Here is a 26,217-nt window from a genome sequence, read left to right as displayed (position 1 = left end):
CCGAGAACACGCAAAACAGAGCTGATCACGGTTTTCAACATCGTGCACATCGAAACAACTCAATTAAACGGACGCAAAAGCTGCAAACCACAATTGACGTAATATAAATAACTTAAACGGATATCATAAAATACATGGCTGGATCACTGTATAATTGACGACCTGGTTCACGCAGAGCTCTATGTATCAAGATTACACCGCAATTGCAATTTTGCTGTTAACAGCTATTCCCGTACTGGCAGTAGCCGCAACAGTCTTCTTTTACGTCAAAAATAACGACAGAAAAACACCTTTAACCCGAGAAGATTTTTATCGTTAACAACATCTAAGTCCCCAGCATGTCTCAACGATTGATCCAAATTCGGTTCATAATCTGCATTCCACTGACAGCTTGCCATAAAAATAATGTCATCATTCCCATATTCAGCCCGACATGAGCTTTTCGGGCCAATAGGTTCCCACGCTGCATTAAGGGTGAAAGTGCTGAGGCTGCTGCGATCATTCCGGTCATGACAAGACCTACTAATAAATGCGGTCCGACAAACAGTTTGCCGTTGTTCAAATAAGTCACCGCCATTCCACTCAGCGTTCCAAAAACCATCACGGCCATCAGCGCGCTGCCCCATAGAAAGTGTCTCTGGGCAAATTTTCCTCGGACCAGGGCCTTACGCTGCTCGGGTGTCCCTGTACGCACCTTCTTGGCCTTGATGCCCAAGTACATGGCGTAGCCACCTGCCGCCAGTAACAGCCACATCATCAGCGGATGAACGAAATTGAGGCCAAAAGACAGGGACTCAGGCATCAACGATCACATGAATGGTCGAAGACTAAAACTGCAGCCCTCATGCCGTGGACTACCGCACCCTCTTGCCACTCAGATCATCAGTGCAGGAAGTGACGACGACCTGTCAGAAGCATCGTCAAGCCAAGTTCATTGCAAGCCTGGATTGAATCCCCATCACGCTTGCTGCCGCCTGGATGGACCACAGCTGTAATTCCATATTCAGCAGCTAAGCGGACCGTGTCGTCGAAAGGGAAAAATCCATCGCTAGCCAACACCGCTCCCCGACAGCGATCACCTGCGGCTTTGAGGGCAATCTGCGCCGAGCCAACCCTATTCATCTGGCCGGCTCCCACTCCAAGGCTCTGACCTTCCCTGGCGACGACGATCGCGTTGGAACGCACATGGCGGACTAATTGCCAGGCAAAACAAAGATCTTCGCGTTCACTTGCGGTGGGGACTCGCTCAGTGGCCACAGTCCAATCATCCGAAGTCACGGGCTGATCATCGAGATCCTGCACGAGGACTCCACCCAGAATGCTGCGGACATGATCATGGCCGGCGGAGTCAATCGAATCCGGGGAGAGCTCCAACAAGCGCAGATTGGCTTTGGCAGCCAGGATCTCCCGCGCTTCAGGTGCAAACGCCGGTGCAACGACACACTCCAGGAACAGGCTCGTGAGCTCACGCGCAGCTGTTGCATCAACACAACCGTTCAAGGCCACGATGCCTCCAAAGGCGCTGACCCGATCCGCATCTAGGGCCCGACTCAATGCGGCAGCTGTACCGTCACCAATCGCCACTCCGCAGGGGTTGGTGTGTTTCACCACAACAGCTGCAGCGCGACTAGCGGGGTGGCCGCCGTGAGCGCCGTAGCCGAATTCTCGGACCGTTGCCAGAGCAGCTTCCAGATCTAGCAAATTATTAGTGCTGAGCTCTTTGCCTTGCAATTGGATGGCTCCGCCCCACCCCGACTTGGCCGCGCTGTACCAGCTGGCGTGTTGATGGGGGTTTTCTCCGTATCGCAGCCGTTGACGCAACGGCAAAGCCTCAAGCCAAGGAAGATCCGCCGCAGTGGGATCGCTTGTGTCTCCTGACTCCGGCCTGGATTGCATCCATCGAGTGATCGCGGCGTCATAAGCCGCCGTATGCGCAAAAGCCTCCACAGCAAGCTGGCGACGAACAGTATCTGTGAGTGCCCCACCTGAAGCATCCATCGCAGCCACAAAGCGGTCGTACTGATCCGGGGCGGTGAGCACAGCGACATGCGCATGATTTTTGGCAGCGGATCGCACCATCGTCGGACCACCAATATCGATGTTCTCAATTGCGGTGTCCCAGCTCACCTTGGGATCAGCAACCGTTTCCCGAAACGGATAAAGATTGACTACCACAACATCGATCGGAGCGATGTCCTGAGCGATCAGATCGGCTTCATGGCTGGCATCACCACGCCGGGCAAGGATGCCGCCATGAATGCGGGGATGCAGCGTTTTTACACGCCCGCCGAGGATCTCCGGCGCGCCGGTGTGATCCGCCACAGGAGTGACAGGCAGACCAGCCTCTTTGAGCACCTTGGCTGTCCCACCGCTGGACAGCAATTGGTAGCCGAAGCGGTGATGCAAAGCCTCTGCGAGAGGCACCAGTCCGCGCTTATCGGACACGCTCAGCAACGCAATGGGAGCCATAGCAGCAGGACAGGAATAAGACCTTGGGCCAACCTACGCAGCAGCAGGTCAAACAGCTGATGCCTGATTCAGTGATTCATGCCGGTCCGGGAGCGGGAGGCCTTCGACTAGTGCTTCTGCATGGCTGGGGGGCCGATGCAGAGGATTTGCTCCCGCTCGGCGAAGGGCTAGCGGCGACCGCAAAAGTTCCTGCTGAATGCATCGGACTTCAAGCACCCGAACCTCACCCAAGCGGACAGGGGCGCCAGTGGTACGGACTTTTCCCATCTGACTGGGAGGCCGTTCCATCAGCCACGCAACAGTTGCGCCAGCGCATTGAAAAACTCGACCTGGAAGCCATTCCACTCTCTAAAACTGTTCTGATCGGTTTCTCCCAAGGTGGGGCCATGGCCCTGCACGTGGGATGCAATCTGCCACTGGCAGGAGTGATCAGCTGCAGTGGCTATCCCCATCCGGAGTGGAATCCACCATTGGCCCGTCCACCAGTGCTGCTGCTGCACGGAAGGAATGACGAGGTTGTACCCGTTGCCGCAGCAGACAGGCTGCTTGAGCTGCTGAGACCTGGAGCAAAAGAATGCAGTCTTAAAACCTTTGCCGGTGGACACACCATTCCGCTGGACGCTCAGAAAGCCATGGCAGAAGCCATAGCCTCCTGGCTGGGATAACCCGGCCAGGAGGCTGTCTCGCCTGGTTCAGACGAAAGCGTATTCGTACTCTTCCATCTCTTCCCAGTCGTCAGAGGAAAGCTCCAGGCCTTCAAAAATCACCTCTTCGCCAACGCTGTCGACGATGGTGCGCAGCGAAGGGAAGAGAAAGTGATTTTCCTCCGCGTACTGAGCACTGAACAAACCTTTTTCACCCCAGAAAAAACGGTCAGTGGTGTGCTCGTTGCGCCGCACATTGAGAAGTGCTGGAGGAACGAGACAGCCTTCAGCAATGAAACGGCGAGCCGCTGTTACAGGCTTGTGTTCACCGGTTTCAAGGTGGAAGGTTGAAACGTGAGCCAGCACGCGCTGACCGGCAAGACGGCGGCGGCTAATCCGCTTGCGCTTCTTAGACATAGGGATGCTTCCCGCAGACGGGAGCTGAGAGGTGGACGGAAAGGAGCTGTTGAACACAGCCGTTGGTTAAACAATGGCCTGAAAATCCACAAAAGGTTTTTCAGGTCATCAGTTTCGGACTGCGGAAATCCGGTAAAGGCCGGCTCGCAATCAGACACACTTCATTGCTCACAACGACAAATGTCGACGTCAACAGGGGATTCATCAACCTCTGCTGTAACCTAGGTGGCAAGGAAAGTGCAACTTCAATCTGAGCAACGAGGGAACACGTCTTCTTGAAAAGGCGTGCTGCCGATCGCATCTCCGATCTTAAGACTTTTTTCCAATTTGGCAAGCAGTCCATGAGGTTGTTCCGCACGACCGTCTGTACTCCGTGATGCAGCCCGGCTGATGCAACTGTCCGATCGGTTCCTAGAGCTGGCGCAGCAGCAGCTGCAGACTCTCGCGGTCGATACAGCCATGGCACGACTTGCCCTGTACGTCACCGATCGAAGTCAGAGCTCAACTCCCACCCTGACCCTTGTGGCTCAGTGGCCTCTCGACTCAGCACTACCTCCGGCAATCAGCGAAGACCCCAGCCTGCGCAGCGTTGCCCAGGAACGACGCTGGTACCCCTTGCGGCACGAGAGCCTGCTGCTTGGCGTGCTTCGTGCAGAACAACGACCGCTTCCAGGCAGGCCCGTCGAGCACGACCCTCGCCTTCAGATCTGCGCGGAAACTCTCGCTTGCATTCTCGGTCTTGAACAAGATTGCCGAAAGCTTCATTACCAGCTTGACGAGCAACGTCAGCAGCTCAATCTGGTGGTACACCAACTGCGCAATCCCTTAACAGCTTTGCGGACTTACGCCCAGCTTCTGCTGCGTCGCATTGGCCCAGAGGATCAACAGCGTTCATTGGTGGAGAGCCTGATTCAGGAACAGGATCAGCTGGATCGTTATCTCCAATCCCTCGACAGGATCGGCAGGGGCGAGCTCCGGCTGGAGGCGGATGCTTCCACACCTCTACTGCTGCCACCCGTTCCTGTAGATGCTCCTGACCTGACCGTTGCAGATCTGCTCAACCCTCTCATTCAGAGAGCTTCTGCCACAGCGACCCTGCAGAACAGGCCATGGGATGGCCCTGATCGTTGGACTGCATGGACCCAAGCCGCTCGCCCAGCAGCCGATGCCGTGGTGGCTGAAATCGTGGCCAACCTGCTGGAAAACGCCTTCCGCTACAGCCCGCCCGGAACCGCACTGGGATTGAAGCTTCTGAACCATGCAATTTGTGTCTGGGACGCAGGCCCCAGCATTCCCGCCACGGAGCACGAGCGCATTTTTCAGCAAGGTGAGCGTGGCAGCAGCAGCATCGATCGCCCTGGCACCGGACTGGGTCTTTCGCTGGCCCGTCGTCTGGCTGAAAACCGTGGCGGCTCACTGAAACTCCACACCGAACCAAAGAGCCTGGATGCGGATCTGCCTATGCATGGCAATGCCTTTCTGCTCAAGCTGCCGGCAACAGAACAGGAGCAAGCAAGGAAGAACCCAGCAGGGTGAGGGTTTCACAGAGCATCAAAGTAGCCCCGTAGCTATCGCCGGTATGACCCCCAAGACGCCTGCCCAGCCACTCAGCCGGAAGCAGAGCTGCCGAAGTCCCCAACAACACAACACCCGTCCAAGCCATGAACAGCTTGGGCTGCAGACCCCACAAGAGCAGCCCTGTCAAAAGCAACAGGAACAGGGTCGGATTGCCTTCACTCCAACCACGCCAATTGCTGCGATGAAAAGCCGCAGTGCCTGAGTCCTGCCCGCGCAGGTAACAGAAGCGCCCCATGGCCCACAGCGGCGAAACTCTTGCGAAGATCGCTGACAAAACAAGGGCAGTCGGAGCGAACCCATCCAGCTGGACCAGCGCTGCAAACTGGAGCAAGAGCACGATGATTGCCGCCTGAACACCACTGGCGCCGACACGACTGTCATCCATCGCCTCCAGACAACGACTGTTACCGGCAGCCAGGCCATCGGCGGTGTCCATCAAGCCATCTAGATGAAGCCCACCCGTGAGCCAGAGGCCAAGAGCTAGCGCCACAGGAGCGATCGCCACAGGTGACCAGTTCAAAGCACTGAGCAGGAGCCAAAGGGCTGCCATCAGCCCACCGATCACCGTTCCAACCAAGGGAGCAAAGCGGGCGATGCGCTCGAAACGGGGTACCGGCCATGGCAAGCCGGGCAGCACTGAATAGAACACCCAGGCACCGGCCAAATCACGCAACCAAGGGGGAGAGGCAAACCGCAGAGCAGCGCAGATCACGGAGTTCACTCACCGTAGGGTCAGAGGTCGGGCGGAGGTGCGCGTGTTCGACTTCAAGATCAGCGCTCATTGTTCGCGCACGGACGCGCGCTGTGGAAGGTTCTCCACCCCCCATGGAGTCGTCGATACTCCTCGGTTCATGCCGGTGGGAACCCTGGCCACTGTGAAGGGGGTCAGCACGGATCAGTTGGCCACCACCGGTGCCCAGATGGTGCTATCCAACACCTACCACCTGCATCTCCAACCGGGCGAAGCGGTCGTCGAAGGTGCAGGCGGACTGCATCGGTTCATGGGCTGGAAGGGACCGATGCTCACTGATTCAGGTGGGTTTCAGGTCTTCAGCCTTGGCGATCTCAATCGCATCGATGACCAGGGAGTGGATTTCCGCAATCCACGCAACGGCAGTCGCATCCTGCTCACACCGGAGCGATCGATGGAAATCCAGATGGCACTGGGGGCCGACGTCGCCATGGCCTTCGATCAATGCCCCCCCTATCCAGCAACAGAGAACGATGTGGAGGAGGCCAGTCGTCGAACTCATGCCTGGCTCGAGCGCTGCGTGAACGCGCATCAGAAGACCGATCAGGCTCTTTTTGGCATTGTGCAAGGAGGTTGCTTCCCACACTTGCGTGAGGCCAGCGCACGGACGGTCGCCGGCTTCGATCTGCCAGGAATCGCCATCGGTGGGGTCAGCGTGGGCGAGCCCGTGGACGACATGCACAGGATCGTGCGTCAGGTGACTCCGCTGCTGCCCGATGATCGGCCCAGGTATCTGATGGGGATCGGCACCCTGAGGGAAATGAGCGTTGCCGTCGCCAACGGCATCGATCTGTTCGACTGCGTCCTGCCTACGCGGCTTGGCCGGCACGGCACAGCCCTCGTGGGTGGCGAGCGCTGGAATCTGCGCAACGCTCGATTCCGCCATGACCACACGCCGCTGGACACGACCTGTCCCTGCCAGGCCTGCCGGCAGCACAGCCGCTCCTATCTGCACCATTTGATCCGCAGTGATGAGCTGCTGGGGCTGACCCTGCTCAGCCTGCACAACCTCACCCACCTGATCCGCTTCACTACTGCCATGGGCCAGGCAATCAAGGACGGCTGTTTTTCAGAGGATTTCGCTCCCTGGGAAGAGGACTCCCCGGCTCATCACACGTGGTAGCGTCCGAAGACTGACCGTATTCCGCCGGGATGGCTGCTTTCTCCCTCGACCTGCTGGCCCAACTTCCAGAGGCCTATCAGGCTTTCGGTCCGCTGATCGACATCCTCCCGATCATTCCTCTGTTTTTCCTGCTGCTGGCCTTCGTCTGGCAAGCTTCCGTCGGTTTCCGTTAAAGCGTTCAGCGCTGGCCTTCACCACTGCGCCGCGGGCTGCGCAGCACCGTCCAGGCAAATTGAGGCAAAACAAAATAACGCCGCCACCGGCTTGGGTCCTGCAACAGCCTGTAGAGCCATTCCAACTGCAAACGGCTGGCCCAGCCTGGGGCACGTTGCTTCAAACCTGACCAGACATCAAAGCTGCCGCCGACGCCCATCCAGAGACCGGGGAGCTGATCACGCATTCTCGGGATCCAGATCTCCTGAAGGGGGACCCCAAGAGCCACCAGCACCAGATCTGGGCGGAGTCGCCGCAATCTTGTTTCAAGCTCTGGCCAGGCACTGGCCTCCTGATATCCGTGTTCTGCGAAGACCAGCTGCAGTGATGGACTCTGCTGAGCAAGGCGATCAGACAACTTCTCCATCACTTCTGGCGACGCCCCAACCAGTGCGACGCGCCAACCATGGGCTTCGGCGTAATTGAGCAATGACCAGGCAAGCTCGATTCCAGGACTGCGTTGCACCTTGATGCCCTGGCGAGCAAGCGCCCAGACCACGCCTGCTCCATCAGGAACCACCAAATCAGCAGCTTGGATCACAGAACCTAGATCGGTGTTGCGTCGAGCAAGCATCGTCATCTCTGCATTCAGCGTGACGATCTGACCCCCACCCTCCGCATGCAGGCCGATCGCTGCGGCAGTGACATCCCGGCAGGCATCTACGGGGATGTCGAGAACTTGGCAACGACGTTGATCGCGCGGACCCGTTGTCAGTGCTTCCATCCACGTGTCCGCTGCACGAGAGAATCTAGATCCGGTCGCGTTAGCCACCATGGTTCTGTCGCACCCGAACCGTGAAGAGGATCAACTAAAGGCGCAGCGACTGACGCAGCTGGACCGCTCGATCGAGCGGGTGGTGCTTCAGCGACAGAACCCAATTAGTGGCCTGCTGCCCGCCAGCACAGCCCACACCGTGCATGGCAATTACGGAGATGCCTGGGTTCGCGACTGCATCTATTCGATCCAGTGCGTCTGGGGTCTGGCGATTGCCCACCGGCGACAGAGAGGTCGCTGTCAACGCTGCTGGGAGCTCGAACAGCGCGTCATCGACCTGATGCGCGGATTACTGAACGCCATGATGCGTCAGGCCGAAAAAGTGGAGCGCTTCAAAGGCAGCCTCGATCCACTGGATGCTCTTCATGCGAAATACGACAGTGCCAACGGAGCCCCGGTGGTTCCCGATGATGGATGGGGTCATCTACAGCTAGATGCCACATCACTGTTTCTGTTGCAACTGGCCCAGCTGAGCTCCAGCGGCTTGGCCGTCATCCATAACACTCACGAAGCATGCTTCATCCAGAACCTGGTGTATTACGTGGCCAGGGCCTACCGGGTTGCCGACTACGGAATCTGGGAGCGCGGCGACAAGGGCAACCACGGCCTACCCGAAAGGAATGCCAGTTCGATCGGCATGGCCAAAGCCGCACTGGAGGCATTAAACGGGGTTGACCTTTGCGCTTCCCATGGAGACGGAAGCATGCAGGTGCTGATTCCTCACGGTGCTGTAGTGCGTCTGAGACGAGCCCTAACGGGGCTGCTGCCGCGTGAGTCAGCAAGCAAGGAAGTCGACAGCGCCTGCCTCTCCGTGGTCGGCTACCCCGCCTGGGCGGTGGAGGATCGAGCGCTGGTGGAACGCACCAACAGGCGGATCAGGCGGGAGCTGGGCGGTCTCTACGGCTACAAGCGCTTTCGCAGGGATGGTCATCAGACGGTGGTGGAAGACATCAGCCGGCTGCACTACGAGCGTGAAGAGCTGGCCACCTTTGAAGGCATCGAATCGGAATGGCCGCTGTTCCTCGCCTACGAATTGGTCACCGCCTGTTTCGAGCAGCGTTGGGACGATGCCAGCCTCTGGCGTGAACGTCTGCAGGCACTGCAGGTGAAACGCGATGGAGAACGACTGTTCCCAGAGCTTTATCTCGTGCCCGCTGAACAGCTGGAGCTGGAACGACGTACTCCCGGAAGCCAGAAACGCATCGCCAATGAAAACGTGCCGTTGCTCTGGACCCAGAGCCTCGCCTGGATTGGAGACATGCTCCTGGATGGATTGATCAAGGCAGAGGATCTTGACCCCTGCGGCCGGCGACTGCCCGCCACGCTGGGAGCCGACACAGTGCTGGTTTCACTGGTTCCTGGGAATGACGCCGTCGCGAAAAAACTGCAAAAACTGGGGTTGCCGGTCAGCGATCCCCAATCCGCAGACCTGCCGGTGCTCCCCTCTGAAGCGCTGCGAGAACGGCTAAGCAACGTTGGCGCCGACCAGGCCCTTGGCCTCAGCGGCCACCCACCACTGCGACCGGAAACAGCGGTCACAGCTCGTCTCTATCGCCAGGGCGGACAACAGCTGGCTTTTCTGCCCTCTGTGCTGGAGGAGGGCACGTTTTTTCTCAGCCATGACCCGCGACAGCTCATCGAAAGCATCGTCAACGAACTGCACCTGCTTCAACGACATTGGCAAGGCCAGGGAGCGCCCCTGCTGCTGATCCCCGTGCAAGCCGCTCTGCTGGAGAGGGAAGAAATGCTTCTGCTGGAACTCACCCAACGCCTGCAGAGCGGCAACATTGAGGGGGTTGCTGTGGAATTCGCTGATCTTGAGTCGCTAGCCAGCAAAGCCCAGTGGTTAACGCTCCCGGAAGAAAGCGAGCACAGCAGACTGCCTGACAACACACAACAAGCAGCTGAACTGCTTCAAGCCTCCACCGATCTGAGTGACCTCACCGCGGCCCAGGAGCAGGAACTGGATGACATTCCCTTGGAAGAGCTACGTCAGAGGCTTTGGAGCAGCCATTCACTACGGGAACAAGCGGAAGTCCTGGAGCTTTTGACACAACGACTTGGTCAGCAGGCCATCCTCAGCGGACCCAAAGGAGCTCCTGTTGAGCTGTCCACACTGCAGCAAGAGATCTACCGCCGCGGCCTCAGCCAGGAGGACTGGAACGTGGCCAGGCGCTGCGCCGGCGCTATGGGTCTGATTCATCCTCAGCTGGAAGATGCCCTCACGGACCTGCTGAGCCGCCAGAAACAGGTTGTCATCGGCAGGAACTACAGCAGCGAATCGCGGCTCACCAGTCCTATCTCCAACCAGTCAATCGCAGCACTGATCGACCGCACCTGCGGCAGTGACGGCCGCGAACGCATGCTGCAGCAGGAGTTACTGCTCGCACTGGACGGGATCGCCAGGCGTGAACCGAGCATGATCAGAGGCTCTCTGACCTTCCAGCTTGGGCAGCTGCTGCTGCTGCTGACCTCTGAGCTGGCAGCCGAGCAGCACTGCAGTCAAGACGAAGCCTTCGAAGCTCTGTGCGATGAACCTCCTCACCGCATCAGCCTGCGCCTGCGCACGGTGCTGGCCGACGTCGATCACGCCAGAGCGGCCCTGCAACGTCGGGAACTGTTGCACTTGAGCGGCAAGGTGGAATGGAACATCCCCGAACCCCTGGATGAAAGCCCCAGCGGTAGCGACTGGCTGCAGCACCGGATCCGCCTGGGCTCGCTGCAACAGGTGCCCAAAGAGTTCTATGCAGGGATCTGGTCACTGCTACATCACTGCCATGGGCTGGTGATTGGCGACAAGCTGGAGCGCCGCAACCGTCTAACCAGCGCCCTGCTTCGGGAAAAAACCCCGGGCGAACGCAACTTCGCCATTCAGGTGGAGCATCTGCTTAGTCGCATTGGAGCACCGGAATACCGACAACTCTGCACTGAAAGCCTGCTCTCATTGATGGCCTTTGCAACAGCCAATCCCAACATGCACTTCGACGACGACATTGCCCTTGATGTGGTCATCGGACACGCCGTAAGAGTGGGCTGGCGGAATCGCCATCCTGAGCAGAAGACCGTGGACTATTCCCAGTACAAAGCCGCTGCATGGGCTCAGTTCTACCGGTCATCGCCAGCCGAATGCAGGGAGTGGCAGATCCAAGCCCTGAGGGAACTCGCGGATCAGGAAGCACTGCGCTGATCCAGATCAAATAGGAGTCTCGATCGGAACACCAACGCCGGGCTGCTCCACGGCCTGTTCAATCAGATCAGCCAGACGCAGGGCCCTCGAAGCCTGCTGACCATCCACTGCAGGCGTCTCCCGGCCGCGCACACACTGCAAGAAGTGTTCGAGTTCGGCATATAAAGGCTCGATCGAGGTGGTGCTCACCTCCTCGATGAAACCGTCGTTGCGATACAGCAGCTCTCCATGATCAGCGGAGTACCACTCATGGGCCCTGCGGTGGATGTGCAGGTTGTGATTGAGAAAGTCAGTTTCAACAAGGCTGGCCCGGCAGTGAGCACTCAGCGTCCTGATCTTGCGATGACTCATTTTGCTGGCCGTCAAACTGGCCACCACGCCGTTTTCAAACCCGAGCGTGGCGTTGACGTAATCGATCGGCCCGTCCGAGCTGCGACCTCCGGCTGCCGCCAGTTGCACTACCGAAGAACTGGCCAGCTCAAGCACCAGATCCAGATCATGAATCATCAAATCGAGCACCACTGACACATCGTTGGCACGATCGGCGTGGGGGCTGTGACGACGAGCTTCGAGCACCACCACCTCTTCATTGGCCACCACCTTGGTGAGCTCGCGGAAAGCGGGATTGAAGCGTTCAATATGACCCACCTGCAGCAAGCGCCCCACTCGGCTGGCGGCATCAATCAGGGCCGCGGCCTCCTCCTGGCTGGCGGCGATCGGCTTCTCGATCAGCACGTGTGAACCAGCCTCAAGACAAGCCAGGCCGACGGAGTGATGGAGCAGGGTCGGCACTGCGATGCAGACGGCCTCAACCTCCTTGAGCATGGTGCGGTAGTCAGAGAACCAGCGACATCCAAACTGCTCAGTGGCCAGTGCCCCACGCTGCGCTTCCGGGTCAGCAACGCCCACGAGATCAGCGTCCTTGAGCAGGCTGAGCACGCGCGCGTGATGCCAACCCATGTTGCCGATCCCGATCACGCCGACCTTCACCGGAACCATGGCGTCGGTCATCAGTGGGACTGCGCGAACCGGCTGATTATCGGTGATCAATGCAATGGAGAGTGAATTACATCAATCCCTGGTCCGGATTGTGGGAATCAAGGGGCGAATCCGGCTCCTCAATCAGAACCAGAAGCACCCGCACAATGCGGGGACCAGCCATGGCAACGATCTCGAACTGGATGTTGTGGTGGCGCAATGCCTCGCCAGGTGAGGGGATGTGCTGCAGCCGTTCCAGCAGGAATCCAGCCAGGGTGTGATGGTCGCTGGCTTCGGGGAGGTCCAGCTGCAGCTGACGATTCAGCTCAACAATCTCCAGATCCCCGGCCACAAGCCAAGTGCCCGGCTGATCATCCATGGGCACCAGGTCCGGTTCATCGGTTTCATCGTCAGGTTCATCACCAACGATTTCTCCGGTGAGATCTGCTGCAGTGACAAGGCCCTCGGTACCGCCATGTTCATCGACCACCAGTAGCAGGGGGTTCCCTGAGCGGATGATGGCCAGCAGATCGGCCAAGTTGCTCGTCTCCGGCACCGTCTGCGCAGGCATCAGGTAGGGCTCAAGCCAGGAGTCCTCACGCAACTCGCCCCGAGCGATGGGCTCGGCGAGACGCCGCAGATCAAGGACCCCACGGACATCATCCAACGACTGACCGATGACGGGGAAGCGCGCATGGCGGGTGCGGTGCACAGCCTCCATCAACTCCGCAAAACGGACCTCAACGGGAAGGGTGACCATCCCGGATCGCGGCACCATCACCTCACGAACCTGGGTATCACGCAATGCGAACACGCCTTCAAGGATGTTGCGCTCGTCTGGTTTGAGACCGGTCACTGCGCCACTCTCGATCAAAGTCTCCAGCTCCCCGGCCGTGAGAGCCGGTACGGGAGCATCCCAGCGCTGAGTGAGCCCCGCCAATCGCAGCAATAACGAAGCCAGGCTGTCGAGAAACGACAACAGGGGACTCAGCACCCGGATCGCCCCCTCGAGAACAGGACCAAGCTGCAGGGCAGCGAACTCAGGACGGCTGAGCACCCAGGCCCGTGGAAGCAGGCCGGCAACCAAGGTGGCCAGCACGACCAGCAGCAAAAACCAGGCGAGATCCCACCAGCGGCCTGCGGGCATCTCCAGTGGCCACCAGCGCTGACCGAATCCACGACCGATCCAGCCCAAGGCAACCAGCGACAAACATGCCCCGAACTGGGTCATCAGCAGAGCGATGCGCAGGTGCCGCTGCAGACGCTGTACCGACTGGGCACCGGGGCGGCCCTCCTCACTGAGAGCCTGCACCTGACTGGGCCTGAGCCGAAGAAGGGCCACTTCAGCAGCTGAAAACAGAGCCGGGAGAACCAGCAGCGCGATCAGCAGCAGGGTGCGCATTGGAACAAAACGATGGGGGTCGCGGGGATCGAACCCGCCTAAGGCGAATTATGAGTTCGCTGCATTCACCAGATTGCTAGACCCCCAGATTTGTGGATTTACCACAGGGCACGCACAGGCGGAAAGGCTTCCTCCTCTTGATACTCGCCAAAACCTGACGAGGACACGTCATCAACCAGGCTGCCGCTGAAGCCATTGGGGATGTCAACGGTGCGCCAGGGGATCGGATCACTTTGATCCTCAAGCAGCATCGTGTAGGTGTTCTCGACGGCAGTTCCGTCCCAAATGATCGTCTGATCAGGGAAACCGAATCCCATGTAGCGGTTGCCCTGAGGACCGGCAACGGCAATGCCCAGCAGGTCCGTGACCTGATGCAGGAGATCCACACCGCTGGCATAAGGAGCTGTCCAGCCATAGAAGCGCTCTTCCATAAAGGCTGAAGTGCTCTGCACCGGCCCGCAACGGGTGACCTCAACCGGTGATGGAGTCACATCAGCTGCAGAGATCGCAGTCGAAGGAGCCTCCAACGTGGTGGAGCAAACCACCGGTCGGGCCACTGCCGCTGCCTGAAACAAACTCAGTGACAGAAGCAGAAACAAAGTTCTGAATCGAAGCCTGTCCAAGGGAGGAGGCACTACTTCGCGCAAACTAGGCAGAGGATCCGCGAAGCACCAGCCCCATGCCCGTCAATTCCGACCCATCAATGGATCGCCAGATCCTGCTGGACCGACTGGCCCGTGAGGCTTGTCGGCACGGGCAGCTCACCCTCGCATCGGGTCGCAGCAGCGAGCACTCCATGAACTGCAAGCCGGTGGCTCTCAGTGGCAGGGGCCTTGCGCTGCTCTGCTTATGTACATTTTCACTAATATAATTTAATTTATCTTCTAAGCAATGCAGAAAAAGTTATTCAAATTTCGAGAATTACACGTTGTTAAGGTGTGACTTTAACAAATTTAATTAGGATGCGAATGCAGCATTACTGATTACGCGTCAGACCTGAAAAATAAAGCCAAAAAGATATGCCTGGACTGATCCATCGCAAACAAGCCAAAATGAACTTTTTACGAAATCTCGCTTTTCGCACCCAGTCAATTGCCAAACCCCTCCAAGGGAAAACTGAGCAAGAGCACACTAATTGCAAAATTGATGGCTAAAGACCAAACTAAATAATTTTCCGCGAAAGCGATGATATTTAATTTTGATATTAATAAGCAAGACCTTGCATCACAATTATTGCAAAATATTCATGCGGCATTACTGACTTTGCCCAACTCTCGACCTGCAGCAACATTCCACACAGCGCAATTTATTTGAAACTTGTAAATCTTGACTTGCAAGGCTAACATCGAAATAGACCTTACGCGTAAACGCTACATCAAGGACTTTACTCAGGCTCTCGATGAACCCATCATTAAAAAAAACCGACCGCAGAATTGGATTAATCACAGGCATTACTGGTCAAGACGGAAGCTACTTGGCGGAATTGCTTCTTGAGAAAGGTTACGAAGTACATGGAATCAAAAGGCGATCAAGCAGTTTTAATACTGATCGCATTGATCACCTTTACCAGGATCCACATGAGTACGACCCGCGAATAATACTTCACTATGGAGATTTGACAGATAGCACTAATTTAATCCGCATAATCCAACAAGTACAGCCAGATGAAATTTATAATCTTGCTGCCCAAAGTCATGTAGCAGTAAGCTTCGAAGTCCCTGAGTATACTGCTAATTGTGATGCCTTGGGAACATTACGCATTTTAGAAGCAGTCCGAATCCTCGACCTAATAAAAAAAACGCGAATTTATCAAGCGAGCACTAGCGAATTATATGGTTTAGTACAGGAAACGCCTCAGAAGGAAAGTACGCCTTTCTATCCAAGAAGCCCCTATGGAGTAGCAAAGCTATATGCTTATTGGATTACGGTGAATTACCGTGAGGCTTACGGAATGTATGCCTGCAACGGGGTGTTGTTCAACCATGAGAGTCCACGTCGCGGAGAAACCTTCGTGACGCGGAAAATCACGCGTGGATTGGCGCGGATTGATGCGGGCCTAGAAGATTGCCTTTACATGGGTAATCTTGATTCGCAGAGGGATTGGGGACATGCCAGAGACTATGTAGAAATGCAGTGGCGGATGCTGCAACAGGAGGGTCCACCGGAAGACTTCGTAATAGCAACCGGACGGCAAGAAAGCGTGAGGCGTTTTATTGAATTAACAGCCCTTGAACTTGAATGGGGTGCAATCCGTTGGGAAGGTCAGGGATTACAAGAGACTGGTATACGCAAAAGCGGAGAAGTAGTGGTAAGAATTGACCCGCGCTATTTTCGACCTGCGGAAGTAGAGACCTTACTAGGCAATCCAACAAAAGCAATGGAAAAGCTGGGCTGGGCACGAACTACAACTTTAGAAGAACTAGTGGCAGAAATGGTGGCTCTTGATAAAGAAGAAGCCAGCAAAGAAGCTTATTTAATGAAGAAAGGATTCAAAGTAGTGAGTTCCATGGAAAATCCACCTACAAGCCAAAAGCCGATGCAGGGCTCAGGAGGAACAGAGTGAGCAATTTGATCAAGGCAAATGATCGTTTTTTTATTGCAGGAGCACGTGGAATGGCGGGCAGCGCAATATGCAAGGCTTTGCGAAAGAATAGGTATGGCGATACATCCATGGGAGGTGAGTTGTTAATGCCAACACGCCAAGAGCTAGACCTGTTAGATGGAGAAGCTGTTAAAAATTGGTATAAAATAAATAGACCTGACATAGTTATTTTAGCTGCAGCAAAAGTTGGCGGAATTTATGCAAACAAAACATATCCAGCGGATTTTCTATTAGAGAATTTGAAAATCCAAACGAATGTAATTGAAGGTGCTTGGAAGGCCGGCGTAAGACGCTTGCTATTTTTGGGAAGCAGCTGCATTTACCCCAAATTTGCAGAGCAACCGATTAAAGAAGATTCATTGCTAACAGGTGCATTGGAGCCTACTAATGAGTCGTATGCAATTGCCAAAATAACAGGAATCAAATTATGCGACTCACTTAGAACGCAATATGGCTTTGACGCGATAAGCTTAATGCCAACCAATTTATATGGCCCAGGAGACAATTATCATCCCCAAAATTGTCATGTACTACCAGCACTAATTCGCCGCTTTCATGAAGCAAAACATGTAGGCGCTAGCAGTGTAACTTGCTGGGGCACTGGAGCACCTTTAAGAGAGTTTTTGCATTCAGAAGATTTAGGCGAGGCTTGCGTCTTTGTTTTAGAAAATTATAAAGCCAATAAAGTCGAAGGTGACAGCAATGACAACAAAAAGAAATCGACTTCTTTGTTAAATGTAGGGTCAGGGGAAGAGGTAAAAATCAGCCAATTAGCCACACAAATTGCGGAGGTAGTGCAATTCGAAGGAAAAATTTACTGGGATGCAAGTATGCCAGATGGAACGCCAAGAAAAAATCTGGACACAAATAGACTTTTGCAGCTAGGGTGGAAGCCAAAAATTAGCCTCAGCGCTGGCATACATCAAACATACAAAGATTACTTAACATCATTAGAAGCTAAATAACAAAAATAGTTGTAATTCCTTTAGGCCTTTAACGATATTTACTGATTTTTAACTTATACATGGCAGGAATACTTTGCCTGGTCTTAAATAAAAAAACTCTTAAATGCAGAAAATTTGTTGGCAACTAACTATACAGGCCTGCTGGGTACATTTATTTTAAAATCTATTCCAAGGTTGAACATACAATTATTTAGTCGCATGCCAGAAAATGGCTCTAGCATTTTTTTCGAATCAAGCTCAAATTTTTTTCACTTCAGACTTTTCGCTAAAATGTTGCATTAATTTCAATCTGCTATTTGCATGCATGACATTATCCACATTAAATTGCCGGCGTTCCGACTCAATTCTCAAAAGATTTACTGTCGATTGCTTGCGACACCAAGCAAGCCGACTATTCACAACTAAAAGACCTGCGTTTTAATACTCAAGAAAAATTATTTTCACTTTTCGGATTTATCAGATTACTTAATTTTGCATGACGCCTATACATGTCTAAATATTTAAAACTGAAATCTTTGGCCTAATAAGGCTTTTAAGCAATTTCATTTTAATGCAATTTATGGATCAATAATTGCCGCAATCTTGAAGTTTTTAACCCACACTTGCCATTTTAGATGCTATCGATGTGGACATACCTCATAAACACTGAAGTTAAGTTCCCAATCGCAGCCTGTCCAAGGGAAGAGGCATCACTGCGCGCAAACTAGGTAGAGGATCCGCGAAGCACCAGCCCTTATGTCCGTTCATTCCGACCCGTCTACGGATCGCCAGGTCCTACTAGAGCGACTGGCCCGGGAGGCTTACCGGCACGGACAGTTCAGCCTGGCGTCGGGACGCAGCAGCGAACACTATGTGAATTGCAAACCGGTGGCCCTCAGTGGCAGCGGCCTGGCGCTGCTGAGTCCCGCCATGCTGGCCCTGGTGGACAACGATGCCGCGGCCGTTGGAGGGCTCACGCTTGGGGCCGATCCCCTGGTGAGCGGGGTGGCCATGGCGGCGGCGCAGCAGGGCCGTGATTTGAATGCACTGATTGTGCGCAAACAGGCCAAAGGCCATGGCACCGGTGCCTGGCTGGAAGGCCCATTGCCTGCATCAGGTGCCCTAGTCACGGTGCTGGAGGACGTCGTCACGACCGGTGGGTCCTCGATCCAGGCTGTGAACCAGCTGAAAGAAGCCGGATATTCCGTTCGGCGCGTGGTCACCATCGTGGATCGTGAAGAAGGTGGTCAGGAGGCCATGGATCAAGCGGGCCTGGAACTGGTCAGCCTGTTTCGACTGAGCGAGGTGGCTGCCAGAGCCAAGGAGCTTGAACAGTGATGAACAGCAATCAGGACTCCGCAGCGTTGATCTGGGAAGCGCGATTCCCCCTCGTCCGTCTTGAAGGCAGTGGATGCAGCAGCTTCCTGCATGGCCAGACCAGCTCCAGGGTCGACGGGTGCGCCCACGGCGAACTGATCCAGGCCTGTTGGCTCAATGCCACAGGCCGTGTACAGGCCCTGCTTGAAATTCGTCTAGATGCAGATGGTGCCGATGTGCTCGTGCTCAACGGAGACAGCGACAGCGTCGCTGACGGGTTTGATCGGGTGATCTTTCCTGCAGACCAGGTGCGACTTGGAAAGAGGCGCCAGCAGCGCCGGATGCAACGCCTTGAGGCGGGCAAAGCGCCCAACTTGAACCAGGTGATCTGGCTCAATGAAACCAGCGAGCCAACGAGCCCCTGGGCAGATCTCTCACCCTGCAACCCCACAGAATTGGAAGACTGGCGCAACAAACAGGGCTGGCCGCTTGGAGATCAGGAGCTCACTGGCGACACCAATCCCTTTGAACTGGGTTTGTCCAATTGGGTCGAGCTGAACAAAGGCTGTTATCTCGGACAGGAAACCGTGGCCAAACTGGCGTCCCGCGGTGGCGTGAAACAACAGCTGCGTTGCTGGCAAAGCACCTCTGAAACTCAACATGTGCTGGAAAGCGGCGATCAGCTGAAGCTGAACAACTCGCGTGCCGGGATCATCACCAGCGTGTCCCGAGACAAGGCAACGGGGAGCAGTTTCGGCCTTGCCCTGGTCCGACGTCAGGCACTGGATGCAGAAACATTGCAAGCAGGTAACAACGATGTGGTGGTCTCCATTGCGCGGCCCAGCACCTTCTGCGATCCACCCGCCCGAGGTTGAGAGCGGCTGTCAGCTTTGAGCATCCACTCAGCCACAGCCCAGGTCGCCAACCCATCGTCACGGTTGTAGGTGAAGATCCAGCGCAGAGCCTGGACATGCCCACGGTCCAGCGGTCCGGTGCCACGCCACTGCCTCCACCACAGCAGAGCCCTCGCACCATCCACCCCTGCCTGACTCCAACTGAATCCAAGCCAATCAGCCACTGTCTTCAACCCGTAACTACTCAGGGGAAGTCGCCAGTGAGTGCGTATTCGGGCATGCACATCAACCAGCCGACAGCGCAGGGCATGCAGATCCCCCTCACTGACGCCCTGACGTTGGGCCATCCTGCGCAGAGCCAATGACTCGGTCTCGCCGTAGTGGAGCACTGGCCAGCCCTCATAACGGTTCAGGAATCGCTGGATGCGTTGCCAGCAACGGCCTTCACCATGCTCCTGCAGCATGAGCAGAGGGTGGTAACTGGCCTGCTCAAGAGCCCAGCGACCGTCGGGGTCCCGAGGCAAACAGACAAATCCATGCAGAAAGTCATCTCGGGCATCCGGGTCTGATTCGATGTCATACAGCAGCACCCCAGGCGCATTGATCAATTCCGGCAAAGCCAAAGAATCGGCCAGAGCCTCCGCCTGCCCATCCCGCTGAGCTCGGGCCTGAGCCACGAGGGGAGCCGCCACGGCTCTGTGCTGGTCTCCAAATCGCTGCAGCTGCTCCGCCAAGGCATTCGGATCAGCATCGGCAAGTGCATTGAGGCCATCAATCCCCAGCTCGAGAAGCATCTCCCGCCGCTTGGCACCGATACCACTGACCTCACTAAGATGTCCATCTCGTCGAGCTTCGGCGTTACACACCCCTCGCCAGCTGCACAACGAACATTTACGTCGGTCTGATGCGAGCGGGGGTGGCTCGGTTCGCTGCAGGTCAGCCGCCAGTTTGCGCAGTGCTTCATCCAGCTGACGCTGCTGGTTCTCACTGAGAGCAACGGTCTCCTTCTCGAGGTAGCGACCTGCTCCAGCCAGAGCCAGCCCAGCCATCACAGGAGAGTCCTGAAACAGTGCAAGCAGACGAGCTGACAACGCCAGCTGAAGCCGATGTTCCCTGGTGAGTCGTCGTCCCTGCCTGGCAAGGACGGGGCGATAGGCGTAATCGCCCCAGCGACTGCGACCAGGCTGACGTTGCAACAGCGCTGGATGGGCCTCGATGCTGTATCCCTCCTCGGTGCGGCCACGCAGCCTCAATCCCACGACACCAACTTCCCCCCGCTCGCAGGCGGCAACCCCATGTCCTGGCTTCTGCGGCAATAACGCAACGAAACTGCGTTGCTGATCATCAAGCTGCAGGGTGCGATGGGCGCTGTAAACCCTCTTGTTCTGATCACCATGGCGATCGAGCCATGCGCGGCGCCGGCAACGGGACCAGCTGCGCAGCAGTCGGTCGGTGAGCGGCTTGTCAGCAGAAGGGGTGTCACCCATGAACCGAGGTTAAGGCGGCCAACTGCTAAATCCAGATGGACTCAAGGCATGCCATGGCGACGGCTCCCCTCCCTCTGTGCGCAGCTCCGATCCGTTTCGGCACCGACGGGTGGCGAGGAATCCTCGGCGTGGACATCACCTTGGAGCGGCTGCTGCCGGTGGCGGCGGCGGCCGCCCAGGAACTCGCCCACCAAGCACCGGCTCAGCTCAATAGCAAAACGGTGGTGATCGGCTACGACCGCCGGTTCCTGGCACCGGAGCTTGCGGAGGCGATCGCTTCTTCCGTTCGCGGAGTTGGCTTAGAGCCCCTGCTCACAAGCACCCCTGTTCCCACACCGGCATGCAGCTGGACCGTGGTGCAGCGCGGGGCCTTGGGAGCCCTCGTGATCACCGCCAGCCACAACCCGCCCGAATGGCTGGGCTTGAAGATCAAGGGACCATTCGGCGGATCAGTGGACGGCAGCTTCACTGCAGCGGTGGAGCAGCGATTGGCGGCAGGCAGCATCAACGTGCCGGTTGCGGGGAAGCTGGCACGCTTTGACGCACGCAGCGAGCACTTGGAAGGGCTGAGAACCAAGTTGAATCTGAGCGCCATCACCGCTGGACTCAAGGCCATGAACCTGCGGGTGATCGTGGACCCAATGCATGGCTCAGCTGCAGGCTGTGTGTTGGATCTGCTCGAAACTGATGCCGATGGCCTCGTTTCCGAAATCCGCAGCCAGCGAGATTCTCTCTTCGGCGGCTGTCCTCCCGAGCCGCTCGCATCTCACCTCAAGGATCTGATCGCAGCGGTTCAGACCTCTGGTCGCCACGGGCAGCCTGCAGTGGGCCTTGTCTTCGACGGTGATGGCGACCGCATCGCAGCAGTGGATGAGCACGGTTGTTTCTGCAGCACCCAGCAACTGATGCCTCTCCTGATCGATCATCTGGCTGGAGCAAGGCAATTGCCCGGCACTGTGGTGAAGACCGTCAGCGGATCCGACTTGATGCGACTGGTCGCAGAGGACCACGGCCGAGAAGTGCTTGAGCTACCCGTGGGCTTCAAGTACATCGCCGCAGAGATGTTGGTGAATGAGGTGTTGATCGGTGGAGAGGAGTCGGGAGGCGTTGGCTTCGGCATGCACCTGCCTGAACGCGATGCATTGTTCGCCGCCATGCTCGTGCTGGAGGCCCTCGTTCAGGGAGGCATGCCGCTGGGAGCCCGCATGCAGGCTCTGCGTCAGCGCTGCGGCGGCTCGAGTCATTACGACCGGCTCGATCTGCGCCTGCCCGATATGGAGTCCCGTCGTCGCCTGGAACAACGACTGGCGACCGAGCCACCAGCACAAGTGGCGGGCCAGGCCGTGACGGAGGTGATCACGACGGATGGCGTCAAACTGCGGCTCGGCCCTAGCCACTGGTTAATGCTGCGCTTTTCCGGCACTGAACCCCTGCTCCGGCTGTATTGCGAAGCACCCGACAGTGATCGAGTAACGGCCGTGCTGGCCTGGGCGCGCAGCTACGCGGAGGCCGCTTGAGCATGGACACGCAAATCCTGATCATCGCCAGTGGCAATCCCGGCAAGGTGCGGGAATTCAAGGGTCTGCTTAGCGGACTACCGCTGAAGGTCAAAGCCCAGCCTGAGGGGTTGGACGTTGAGGAAGCAGGCAGCACCTTCACCGCCAACGCGCGCATCAAAGCGCTTGCAGTGGCGGCAGAGACCGGGGAGTGGGCGCTTGCGGACGACTCAGGGCTGAGCGTGGATGCGCTTGGTGGAGCGCCAGGCGTTCACTCCGCCCGCTACGCCCCGAGCGATCCAGAACGAATCGCTCGGCTGCTGCAAGCACTCGAATCTGAAGACAAGCGCAACGCCTGCTTCTGCGCAGCCCTTTGTGTGGCAGCTCCCGACGGCACGGTGTTGCTCGAGGTTGAGGGCCAGTGCAAGGGATGGATCACCCGAACACCAAGGGGAGATCAAGGCTTCGGCTACGACCCAATTTTTGAAGTCGAAGGCACACAGGCAACGTTCGCAGAAATGTCTCTGCAGGACAAAAAAGCCCACGGCCATCGAGGTCGCGCGTTCACCTTGCTGGAACCTCGCCTGCGGCAACTGCTGTCTCAGCAGTGAGACCCTTGGATGCACTAATGATGACGAGGGGCTGACAAACAGTTCCTGTACGGTGGTATCTGTCGCTGACGAGGTCGATGGCCATCGCCATGACCACCGGTTACAGCGCACAGACTGAAGGCGCTCTGCTTTGCATCGAAGCCGCCTCGGACTGGGCCCTGACTTGTGTTGACCAACTTGCTATCGCTGACAGCCATGTGCTGATCGATTACGGAGCCGCCGATGGAGGGACTGCCGTGGGTCTGTGGCACCAGGTGCTGGACCGCTTGCACGCCAACCAGCCTCAGGCGCACCTGACCCTGATCGGTAACGATCTGCCCAGCAACGACAACGTTGCCCTCGCCGAAAATCTGGCACGACAGATCCCGCGCACTCCCAAGCCCACGGTGCTGGTGAGCGCCCGCAGCTTCTATGAGCCATCAGTGGGTCCCAACACGGTGAGCTTTGGCTTTTCCGCCACGGCAATGCACTGGCTGAGCGAGTCGCCAGGTCCGCTGAATACCCATACCCACGTGCTGGCATCCGGTGATGCCGATGCTCTGAAACGTTTCACAGCGCAGGCTCTCAAGGACTGGACTTATGTCTTGGAGTTGCGCAGCAAAGAGCTGAAAGTTGGTGGTCGGCTGCTGACGGTGAACCTGTCACGCGATGAAGAGGGTCGTTATCTGGGCAACAACGGCGGCGAAACCCGCAATGTGCACGACCAGTTGCATCAGATCTGGAAGAGTCTTGCCGATGAAGGCGTGATCTCTGAGGAGCAGTACCGCAAGGGAACGGTGCTGAACTTCTACAAGTCACCCGAAGAGTTCATGGCGCCACTGAAAGACCAAAGCTCGGCGCCCTACCGCAATGGACTGCGTCTGGTGGATGAGCGCACGGTGTATGTCAAGTGCCCCTACCGCCGCCGCTGGGAGGAGAATGGCGACACTGCTGCCTTCGCCGCTGGACTGATGGCCACGATCCGCAGCTGGAGCCGTCACAGCTTCGCCAGCACTGCCGGAGATGCGGTGGCTGATGAGGTATACAGCCGCTTGGAGAAACGGATTGCGGCAGCACCCACCGAGTGGAGCCTGGATTACGTGGAGCACCACCAAATGATGGAGAGAGTGGCCTGATGACAACAACAACCCGACCTGCGCCGGACGTCTCGGTGCTAGCTGAACATGTCTCCGAGCATCTATCGGTGTTCGTGGTGGCCGAGAACACCGATGCGCGCCGCCCCGCCAACGGCGGCTTACGCCTGCTCAATTACCCAAGCGATGAGGCCTGCATTGCTGACGGACAGCGACTTGCTGGGCTGATGACCCACAAGCACGATCTCTACGGCACCGGTTTCGCCGGCGGCAAGATCGTGGCGCGCGCCGCCGAGCCGGAAGCGGTGAAGGACGAGCTGATCAGCGTCACCGCTGGGCTTCTGGAGTCTCTTGACGGAGCCATGATTACTGGCTGCGATCTGAATACCAGCCTGGAAGACATGGAGCGCCTGACGGAGCTCACTCCCCATGTGCTGGCAGCAGTCGGCAGTCCTGTTGATGCCAGCGCAGCAACGGCTCATGGCACCCTCGGCGCCGTTGAAGCCGTACTCGAATCAACCCTGGCTGACGCGAAACCCGGCCGAGCTTTGGTGCATGGATGTGGCGCCGTCGGCGGCACAGTGGCCCGCGTCTTGGTTGAGCACGGCTGGACTGTGTTCACCGTGGATCTCAGTCCCGAACGTGCAGGCTTCCCTGGTGCCACCCCTCTGCCTCAGGACTGTCCATGGTGGGAGCTGAAGCTGGATCTGCTGCTGCCCTGCTCGATCTCAGGTCTGATCAATGCTGAAATCGCCTCGGCCCTGAGAGTCAAATCCGTGGTCCCAGCGGCCAATGCTCCGTTCCAAAGCTCTCAACTCGCCGACGACCTGCGTCGCCGGGGCATCCGAGTGCTGCCAGATCCACTGGTCAATGCGGGCGCGGTCATCGCTGACTCGATCGAACGCTTCTCACCCGATGCCTGGAAAGGTGCTGGAGCGGAGGATGTCTACGCCTTCGTGCGCAGTGAGGTGCGCCAAAGAGCCACTGACTACCTCAATCAGCGCGATCAGGGCCTTTCCGTTGGAGCAGCTCTGGTGGAAGTGACCGCCGAACGGGAGACCGATCCGATCGGCCTCAGCTTCGGAGACGAGGCATGAGCTCAGCCGCTCTTCCCTCTAAGGCATCGGTGGTGATTGTCGGCGGTGGCATGGCCGGTCTCAGCTGTGCCGCATCCCTGGCCCGTCGCGGCATCAACGACGTGGTGCTGCTCGAGGCCAAAACCCTGGCGCATGCCAAGGCCAGCAGTTTTGGCGAAACCCGGATGTTTCGTGAGATGTACTCCGACCCCGTGCTCTGCCGTCTCGCTCAAGAGGCCAACAGGCTCTGGCGTGAGGAAGAGATTCACGCAGGAGAACAGCTGCGCGAAACCCATGGGTTGTTGTTTTACGGCGAAAGCTGGGATGAAGAAACCATCGAAGGGTCGATTCCTGGTGCCCGCCGGGTGATGGACGAACAGGGCATCCCGTATGAAGCACTGAATGCCGACCAGATTTCAACCCGTTTTCCGCTGAAACCAAAAAGCGATTTCAGCGGGCTGTTTGAGCCCACCGCTGGAGCGGTGCGCAGCGACAAGGTGCTGGCCCACTGGATCAGTACAGCCCGTCAGGCCGGACATCAACTGGTCGAACATTGCCCGGTGGCGAGCCTGGATGCCGACGGTGGTGGCGTCACTCTTGAGAGCGGCCACCACATCACCGCCGGTCAGCTGGTCGTGGCCTGCGGCATCTGGAGTCAGCTGATGCTGGCACCGCTGGGTCTCGCTCCGAAGCTCGAGGTCTGGCCCATGCTCTGGGCTCATTACACCGTGGACCCTGCTTTGGCGGATCGTTATCCGCAATGGTTCTGCTTCCAGAAAGAACGCGGCGATGACGGAGGTCTGTATTACGGCTTCCCAGTACTCAGCCAGACCAACGACGGCCGGCCACGAATTAAGGCTGGCATCGACTGGGCACCCAAGGAACTACGTGTCGCAGAACCCAATGCCATGACCACCGAGCCACCGGCAAGGCTGGTCGAACTGCTCGACACGTTCCTGTTCAACGAAGTCGAAGGCGTCCAGGAAAGGGTCGAAACAGTGATCAGTCCCTACTCAATGGCCAGCGACGTCAATTTCGTGCTGGACCGCCTGAGCCCCAAGCTGAGCCTGTTTGCCGGTGGTTCAGGCCAAGCCTTCAAATTCGCTCCCCTGATCGGCGACTCGCTGGCACGACTTGCCAGCGGCGAAACCCCTGCTGTTGATCTTTCCTGCTGGAGTCACCAGCGCGAAGCCGTCAGCGCCTAAACACCCTCCCGCCAA

The 26,217-nt window shown here is 57.2% G+C and carries 24 protein-coding genes and 1 tRNA gene; 15 read left to right on the top strand and 10 right to left on the bottom strand.

All coding sequences use genetic code 11. The annotated features are described in order from the left end of the window. Positions 1-343 precede the first annotated feature (343 nt). Both SynBIOSU31_RS01560 and purH read right to left on the bottom strand, forming a co-directional pair. Positions 344-802, bottom strand: a complete 459-nt coding sequence (locus tag SynBIOSU31_RS01560; protein WP_186491576.1) for a DUF4079 domain-containing protein — start codon at positions 800-802, stop codon at positions 344-346. Positions 803-882: 80 nt separating this feature from the next. Further along, positions 883-2,469: a bifunctional phosphoribosylaminoimidazolecarboxamide formyltransferase/IMP cyclohydrolase gene (gene purH / locus SynBIOSU31_RS01555; RefSeq protein WP_186491575.1), complete on the bottom strand. Its 1,587-nt coding sequence runs from the start codon at positions 2,467-2,469 to the stop codon at positions 883-885. Positions 2,470-2,528: 59 nt separating this feature from the next. On the opposite strand from purH, the gene SynBIOSU31_RS01550 reads away from it, so the two are divergent. After that, a complete protein-coding gene (locus SynBIOSU31_RS01550) occupies positions 2,529-3,134 on the top strand; it encodes an alpha/beta hydrolase (protein WP_186491574.1) in 606 nt (201 codons plus the stop codon). A gap of 27 nt (positions 3,135-3,161) precedes the next feature. On the opposite strand, the gene SynBIOSU31_RS01545 is transcribed toward SynBIOSU31_RS01550, so the two are convergent. Further along, positions 3,162-3,530 carry a DUF3155 domain-containing protein gene (locus SynBIOSU31_RS01545; RefSeq protein ID WP_186491573.1) on the bottom strand — a complete coding sequence of 123 codons (369 nt, stop codon included), beginning with the start codon at positions 3,528-3,530 and terminating at the stop codon, positions 3,162-3,164. Between the two features lie 390 nt (positions 3,531-3,920). Between SynBIOSU31_RS01545 and SynBIOSU31_RS01540 the strand changes: the two genes are divergently transcribed. Continuing rightward, positions 3,921-5,066: a sensor histidine kinase gene (locus SynBIOSU31_RS01540; protein ID WP_186491572.1), complete on the top strand. Its 1,146-nt coding sequence runs from the start codon at positions 3,921-3,923 to the stop codon at positions 5,064-5,066. Here the strand turns inward: SynBIOSU31_RS01540 and SynBIOSU31_RS01535 are convergent. After that, positions 5,014-5,829, bottom strand: a complete 816-nt coding sequence (locus SynBIOSU31_RS01535) for an adenosylcobinamide-GDP ribazoletransferase (protein ID WP_255477305.1) — start codon at positions 5,827-5,829, stop codon at positions 5,014-5,016. The two genes, SynBIOSU31_RS01540 and SynBIOSU31_RS01535, sit on opposite strands and share 53 nt — an antisense overlap. Before the next feature lie 34 nt (positions 5,830-5,863). Between SynBIOSU31_RS01535 and tgt the strand changes: the two genes are divergently transcribed. Continuing rightward, a complete protein-coding gene (gene tgt, locus SynBIOSU31_RS01530) occupies positions 5,864-6,982 on the top strand; it encodes a tRNA guanosine(34) transglycosylase Tgt (RefSeq protein ID WP_186491571.1) in 1,119 nt (372 codons plus the stop codon). 29 nt (positions 6,983-7,011) lie between these two features. Next, entirely contained in the window at positions 7,012-7,155 is a 144-nt protein-coding gene (locus tag SynBIOSU31_RS01525) for a photosystem II reaction center protein K (RefSeq protein WP_066904771.1), read from the top strand. Positions 7,156-7,160: 5 nt separating this feature from the next. On the opposite strand, the gene SynBIOSU31_RS01520 is transcribed toward SynBIOSU31_RS01525, so the two are convergent. Next, a complete protein-coding gene (locus SynBIOSU31_RS01520; protein WP_186491570.1) occupies positions 7,161-7,919 on the bottom strand; it encodes a WecB/TagA/CpsF family glycosyltransferase in 759 nt (252 codons plus the stop codon). A 49-nt stretch (positions 7,920-7,968) separates the two neighbouring features. On the opposite strand from SynBIOSU31_RS01520, the gene SynBIOSU31_RS01515 reads away from it, so the two are divergent. Next, entirely contained in the window at positions 7,969-11,157 is a 3,189-nt protein-coding gene (locus tag SynBIOSU31_RS01515; RefSeq protein ID WP_186491569.1) for a glycoside hydrolase family 15 protein, read from the top strand. 6 nt (positions 11,158-11,163) lie between these two features. Here SynBIOSU31_RS01515 and SynBIOSU31_RS01510 read toward each other — a convergent pair whose 3' ends face one another. From SynBIOSU31_RS01510 to SynBIOSU31_RS01495, 4 genes are all read right to left on the bottom strand, one after another. Beyond that, the gene (locus tag SynBIOSU31_RS01510) at positions 11,164-12,168 is read right to left on the bottom strand and encodes a Gfo/Idh/MocA family protein (RefSeq protein ID WP_186491567.1); all 1,005 of its coding nucleotides are present in this window, start codon (positions 12,166-12,168) and stop codon (positions 11,164-11,166) included. 55 nt (positions 12,169-12,223) lie between these two features. Then, positions 12,224-13,537: a hemolysin family protein gene (locus SynBIOSU31_RS01505; RefSeq protein WP_186491565.1), complete on the bottom strand. Its 1,314-nt coding sequence runs from the start codon at positions 13,535-13,537 to the stop codon at positions 12,224-12,226. A 13-nt stretch (positions 13,538-13,550) separates the two neighbouring features. Beyond that, a tRNA-Ile gene (locus SynBIOSU31_RS01500) sits at positions 13,551-13,623 on the bottom strand. A 12-nt stretch (positions 13,624-13,635) separates the two neighbouring features. Next, positions 13,636-14,136: an occludin/ELL family protein gene (locus SynBIOSU31_RS01495; protein WP_186491563.1), complete on the bottom strand. Its 501-nt coding sequence runs from the start codon at positions 14,134-14,136 to the stop codon at positions 13,636-13,638. Positions 14,137-14,216: 80 nt separating this feature from the next. Here SynBIOSU31_RS01495 and SynBIOSU31_RS01490 point away from each other — a divergent pair, with 80 nt between their 5' ends. The 5 genes from SynBIOSU31_RS01490 (at position 14,217) to ygfZ (ending at position 19,275) form a co-directional block, all read left to right on the top strand. Beyond that, complete coding sequence (locus tag SynBIOSU31_RS01490) at positions 14,217-14,408, top strand: hypothetical protein (RefSeq protein WP_370593646.1); 192 nt, start codon at positions 14,217-14,219, stop codon at positions 14,406-14,408. Between the two features lie 528 nt (positions 14,409-14,936). Continuing rightward, complete coding sequence (gmd, locus tag SynBIOSU31_RS01485) at positions 14,937-16,100, top strand: GDP-mannose 4,6-dehydratase (RefSeq protein WP_186491561.1); 1,164 nt, start codon at positions 14,937-14,939, stop codon at positions 16,098-16,100. Further along, positions 16,097-17,104, top strand: coding sequence for a GDP-L-fucose synthase family protein (locus tag SynBIOSU31_RS01480; RefSeq protein WP_186491559.1), 1,008 nt, complete (start codon positions 16,097-16,099; stop codon positions 17,102-17,104). Before gmd ends, SynBIOSU31_RS01480 begins: the two co-directional genes overlap by 4 nt. 735 nt (positions 17,105-17,839) lie before the next feature. After that, a complete protein-coding gene (gene pyrE, locus SynBIOSU31_RS01475; RefSeq protein ID WP_186491557.1) occupies positions 17,840-18,421 on the top strand; it encodes an orotate phosphoribosyltransferase in 582 nt (193 codons plus the stop codon). Beyond that, positions 18,421-19,275, top strand: a complete 855-nt coding sequence (gene ygfZ, locus SynBIOSU31_RS01470; RefSeq protein WP_186491555.1) for a CAF17-like 4Fe-4S cluster assembly/insertion protein YgfZ — start codon at positions 18,421-18,423, stop codon at positions 19,273-19,275. Before pyrE ends, ygfZ begins: the two co-directional genes overlap by 1 nt. Here ygfZ and SynBIOSU31_RS01465 read toward each other — a convergent pair. Further along, a complete protein-coding gene (locus SynBIOSU31_RS01465; RefSeq protein ID WP_186491553.1) occupies positions 19,176-20,741 on the bottom strand; it encodes a TM0106 family RecB-like putative nuclease in 1,566 nt (521 codons plus the stop codon). The genes ygfZ and SynBIOSU31_RS01465 overlap by 100 nt on opposite strands. 53 nt (positions 20,742-20,794) lie before the next feature. On the opposite strand from SynBIOSU31_RS01465, the gene SynBIOSU31_RS01460 reads away from it, so the two are divergent. The 5 genes from SynBIOSU31_RS01460 to SynBIOSU31_RS01440 all read left to right on the top strand — a co-directional run bounded on the left by SynBIOSU31_RS01460 (position 20,795) and on the right by SynBIOSU31_RS01440 (position 26,202). Further along, positions 20,795-22,258, top strand: a complete 1,464-nt coding sequence (locus SynBIOSU31_RS01460; RefSeq protein ID WP_186491552.1) for a phosphoglucomutase/phosphomannomutase family protein — start codon at positions 20,795-20,797, stop codon at positions 22,256-22,258. Between the two features lie 2 nt (positions 22,259-22,260). Continuing rightward, on the top strand, positions 22,261-22,848 hold the full coding sequence (gene rdgB, locus SynBIOSU31_RS01455) for an RdgB/HAM1 family non-canonical purine NTP pyrophosphatase (RefSeq protein WP_186491551.1): 588 nt from the start codon (positions 22,261-22,263) through the stop codon (positions 22,846-22,848). A gap of 77 nt (positions 22,849-22,925) precedes the next feature. Then, the gene (locus SynBIOSU31_RS01450) at positions 22,926-23,963 is read left to right on the top strand and encodes an SAM-dependent methyltransferase (protein WP_186491550.1); all 1,038 of its coding nucleotides are present in this window, start codon (positions 22,926-22,928) and stop codon (positions 23,961-23,963) included. Continuing rightward, entirely contained in the window at positions 23,963-25,018 is a 1,056-nt protein-coding gene (locus SynBIOSU31_RS01445) for a Glu/Leu/Phe/Val dehydrogenase dimerization domain-containing protein (RefSeq protein ID WP_186491549.1), read from the top strand. The genes SynBIOSU31_RS01450 and SynBIOSU31_RS01445 overlap by 1 nt, the downstream gene beginning before the upstream one ends. Continuing rightward, positions 25,015-26,202: an FAD-dependent oxidoreductase gene (locus SynBIOSU31_RS01440; protein ID WP_186491548.1), complete on the top strand. Its 1,188-nt coding sequence runs from the start codon at positions 25,015-25,017 to the stop codon at positions 26,200-26,202. The genes SynBIOSU31_RS01445 and SynBIOSU31_RS01440 overlap by 4 nt, the downstream gene beginning before the upstream one ends. Positions 26,203-26,217: the final 15 nt, after the last annotated feature.

The organism is Synechococcus sp. BIOS-U3-1 (assembly GCF_014279975.1).
Taxonomy (GTDB): domain Bacteria; phylum Cyanobacteriota; class Cyanobacteriia; order PCC-6307; family Cyanobiaceae; genus Synechococcus_C.
The sequence above is the reverse complement of the archived record's forward strand: the minus strand, read 5'-3'. Positions and strand labels throughout refer to the sequence as shown.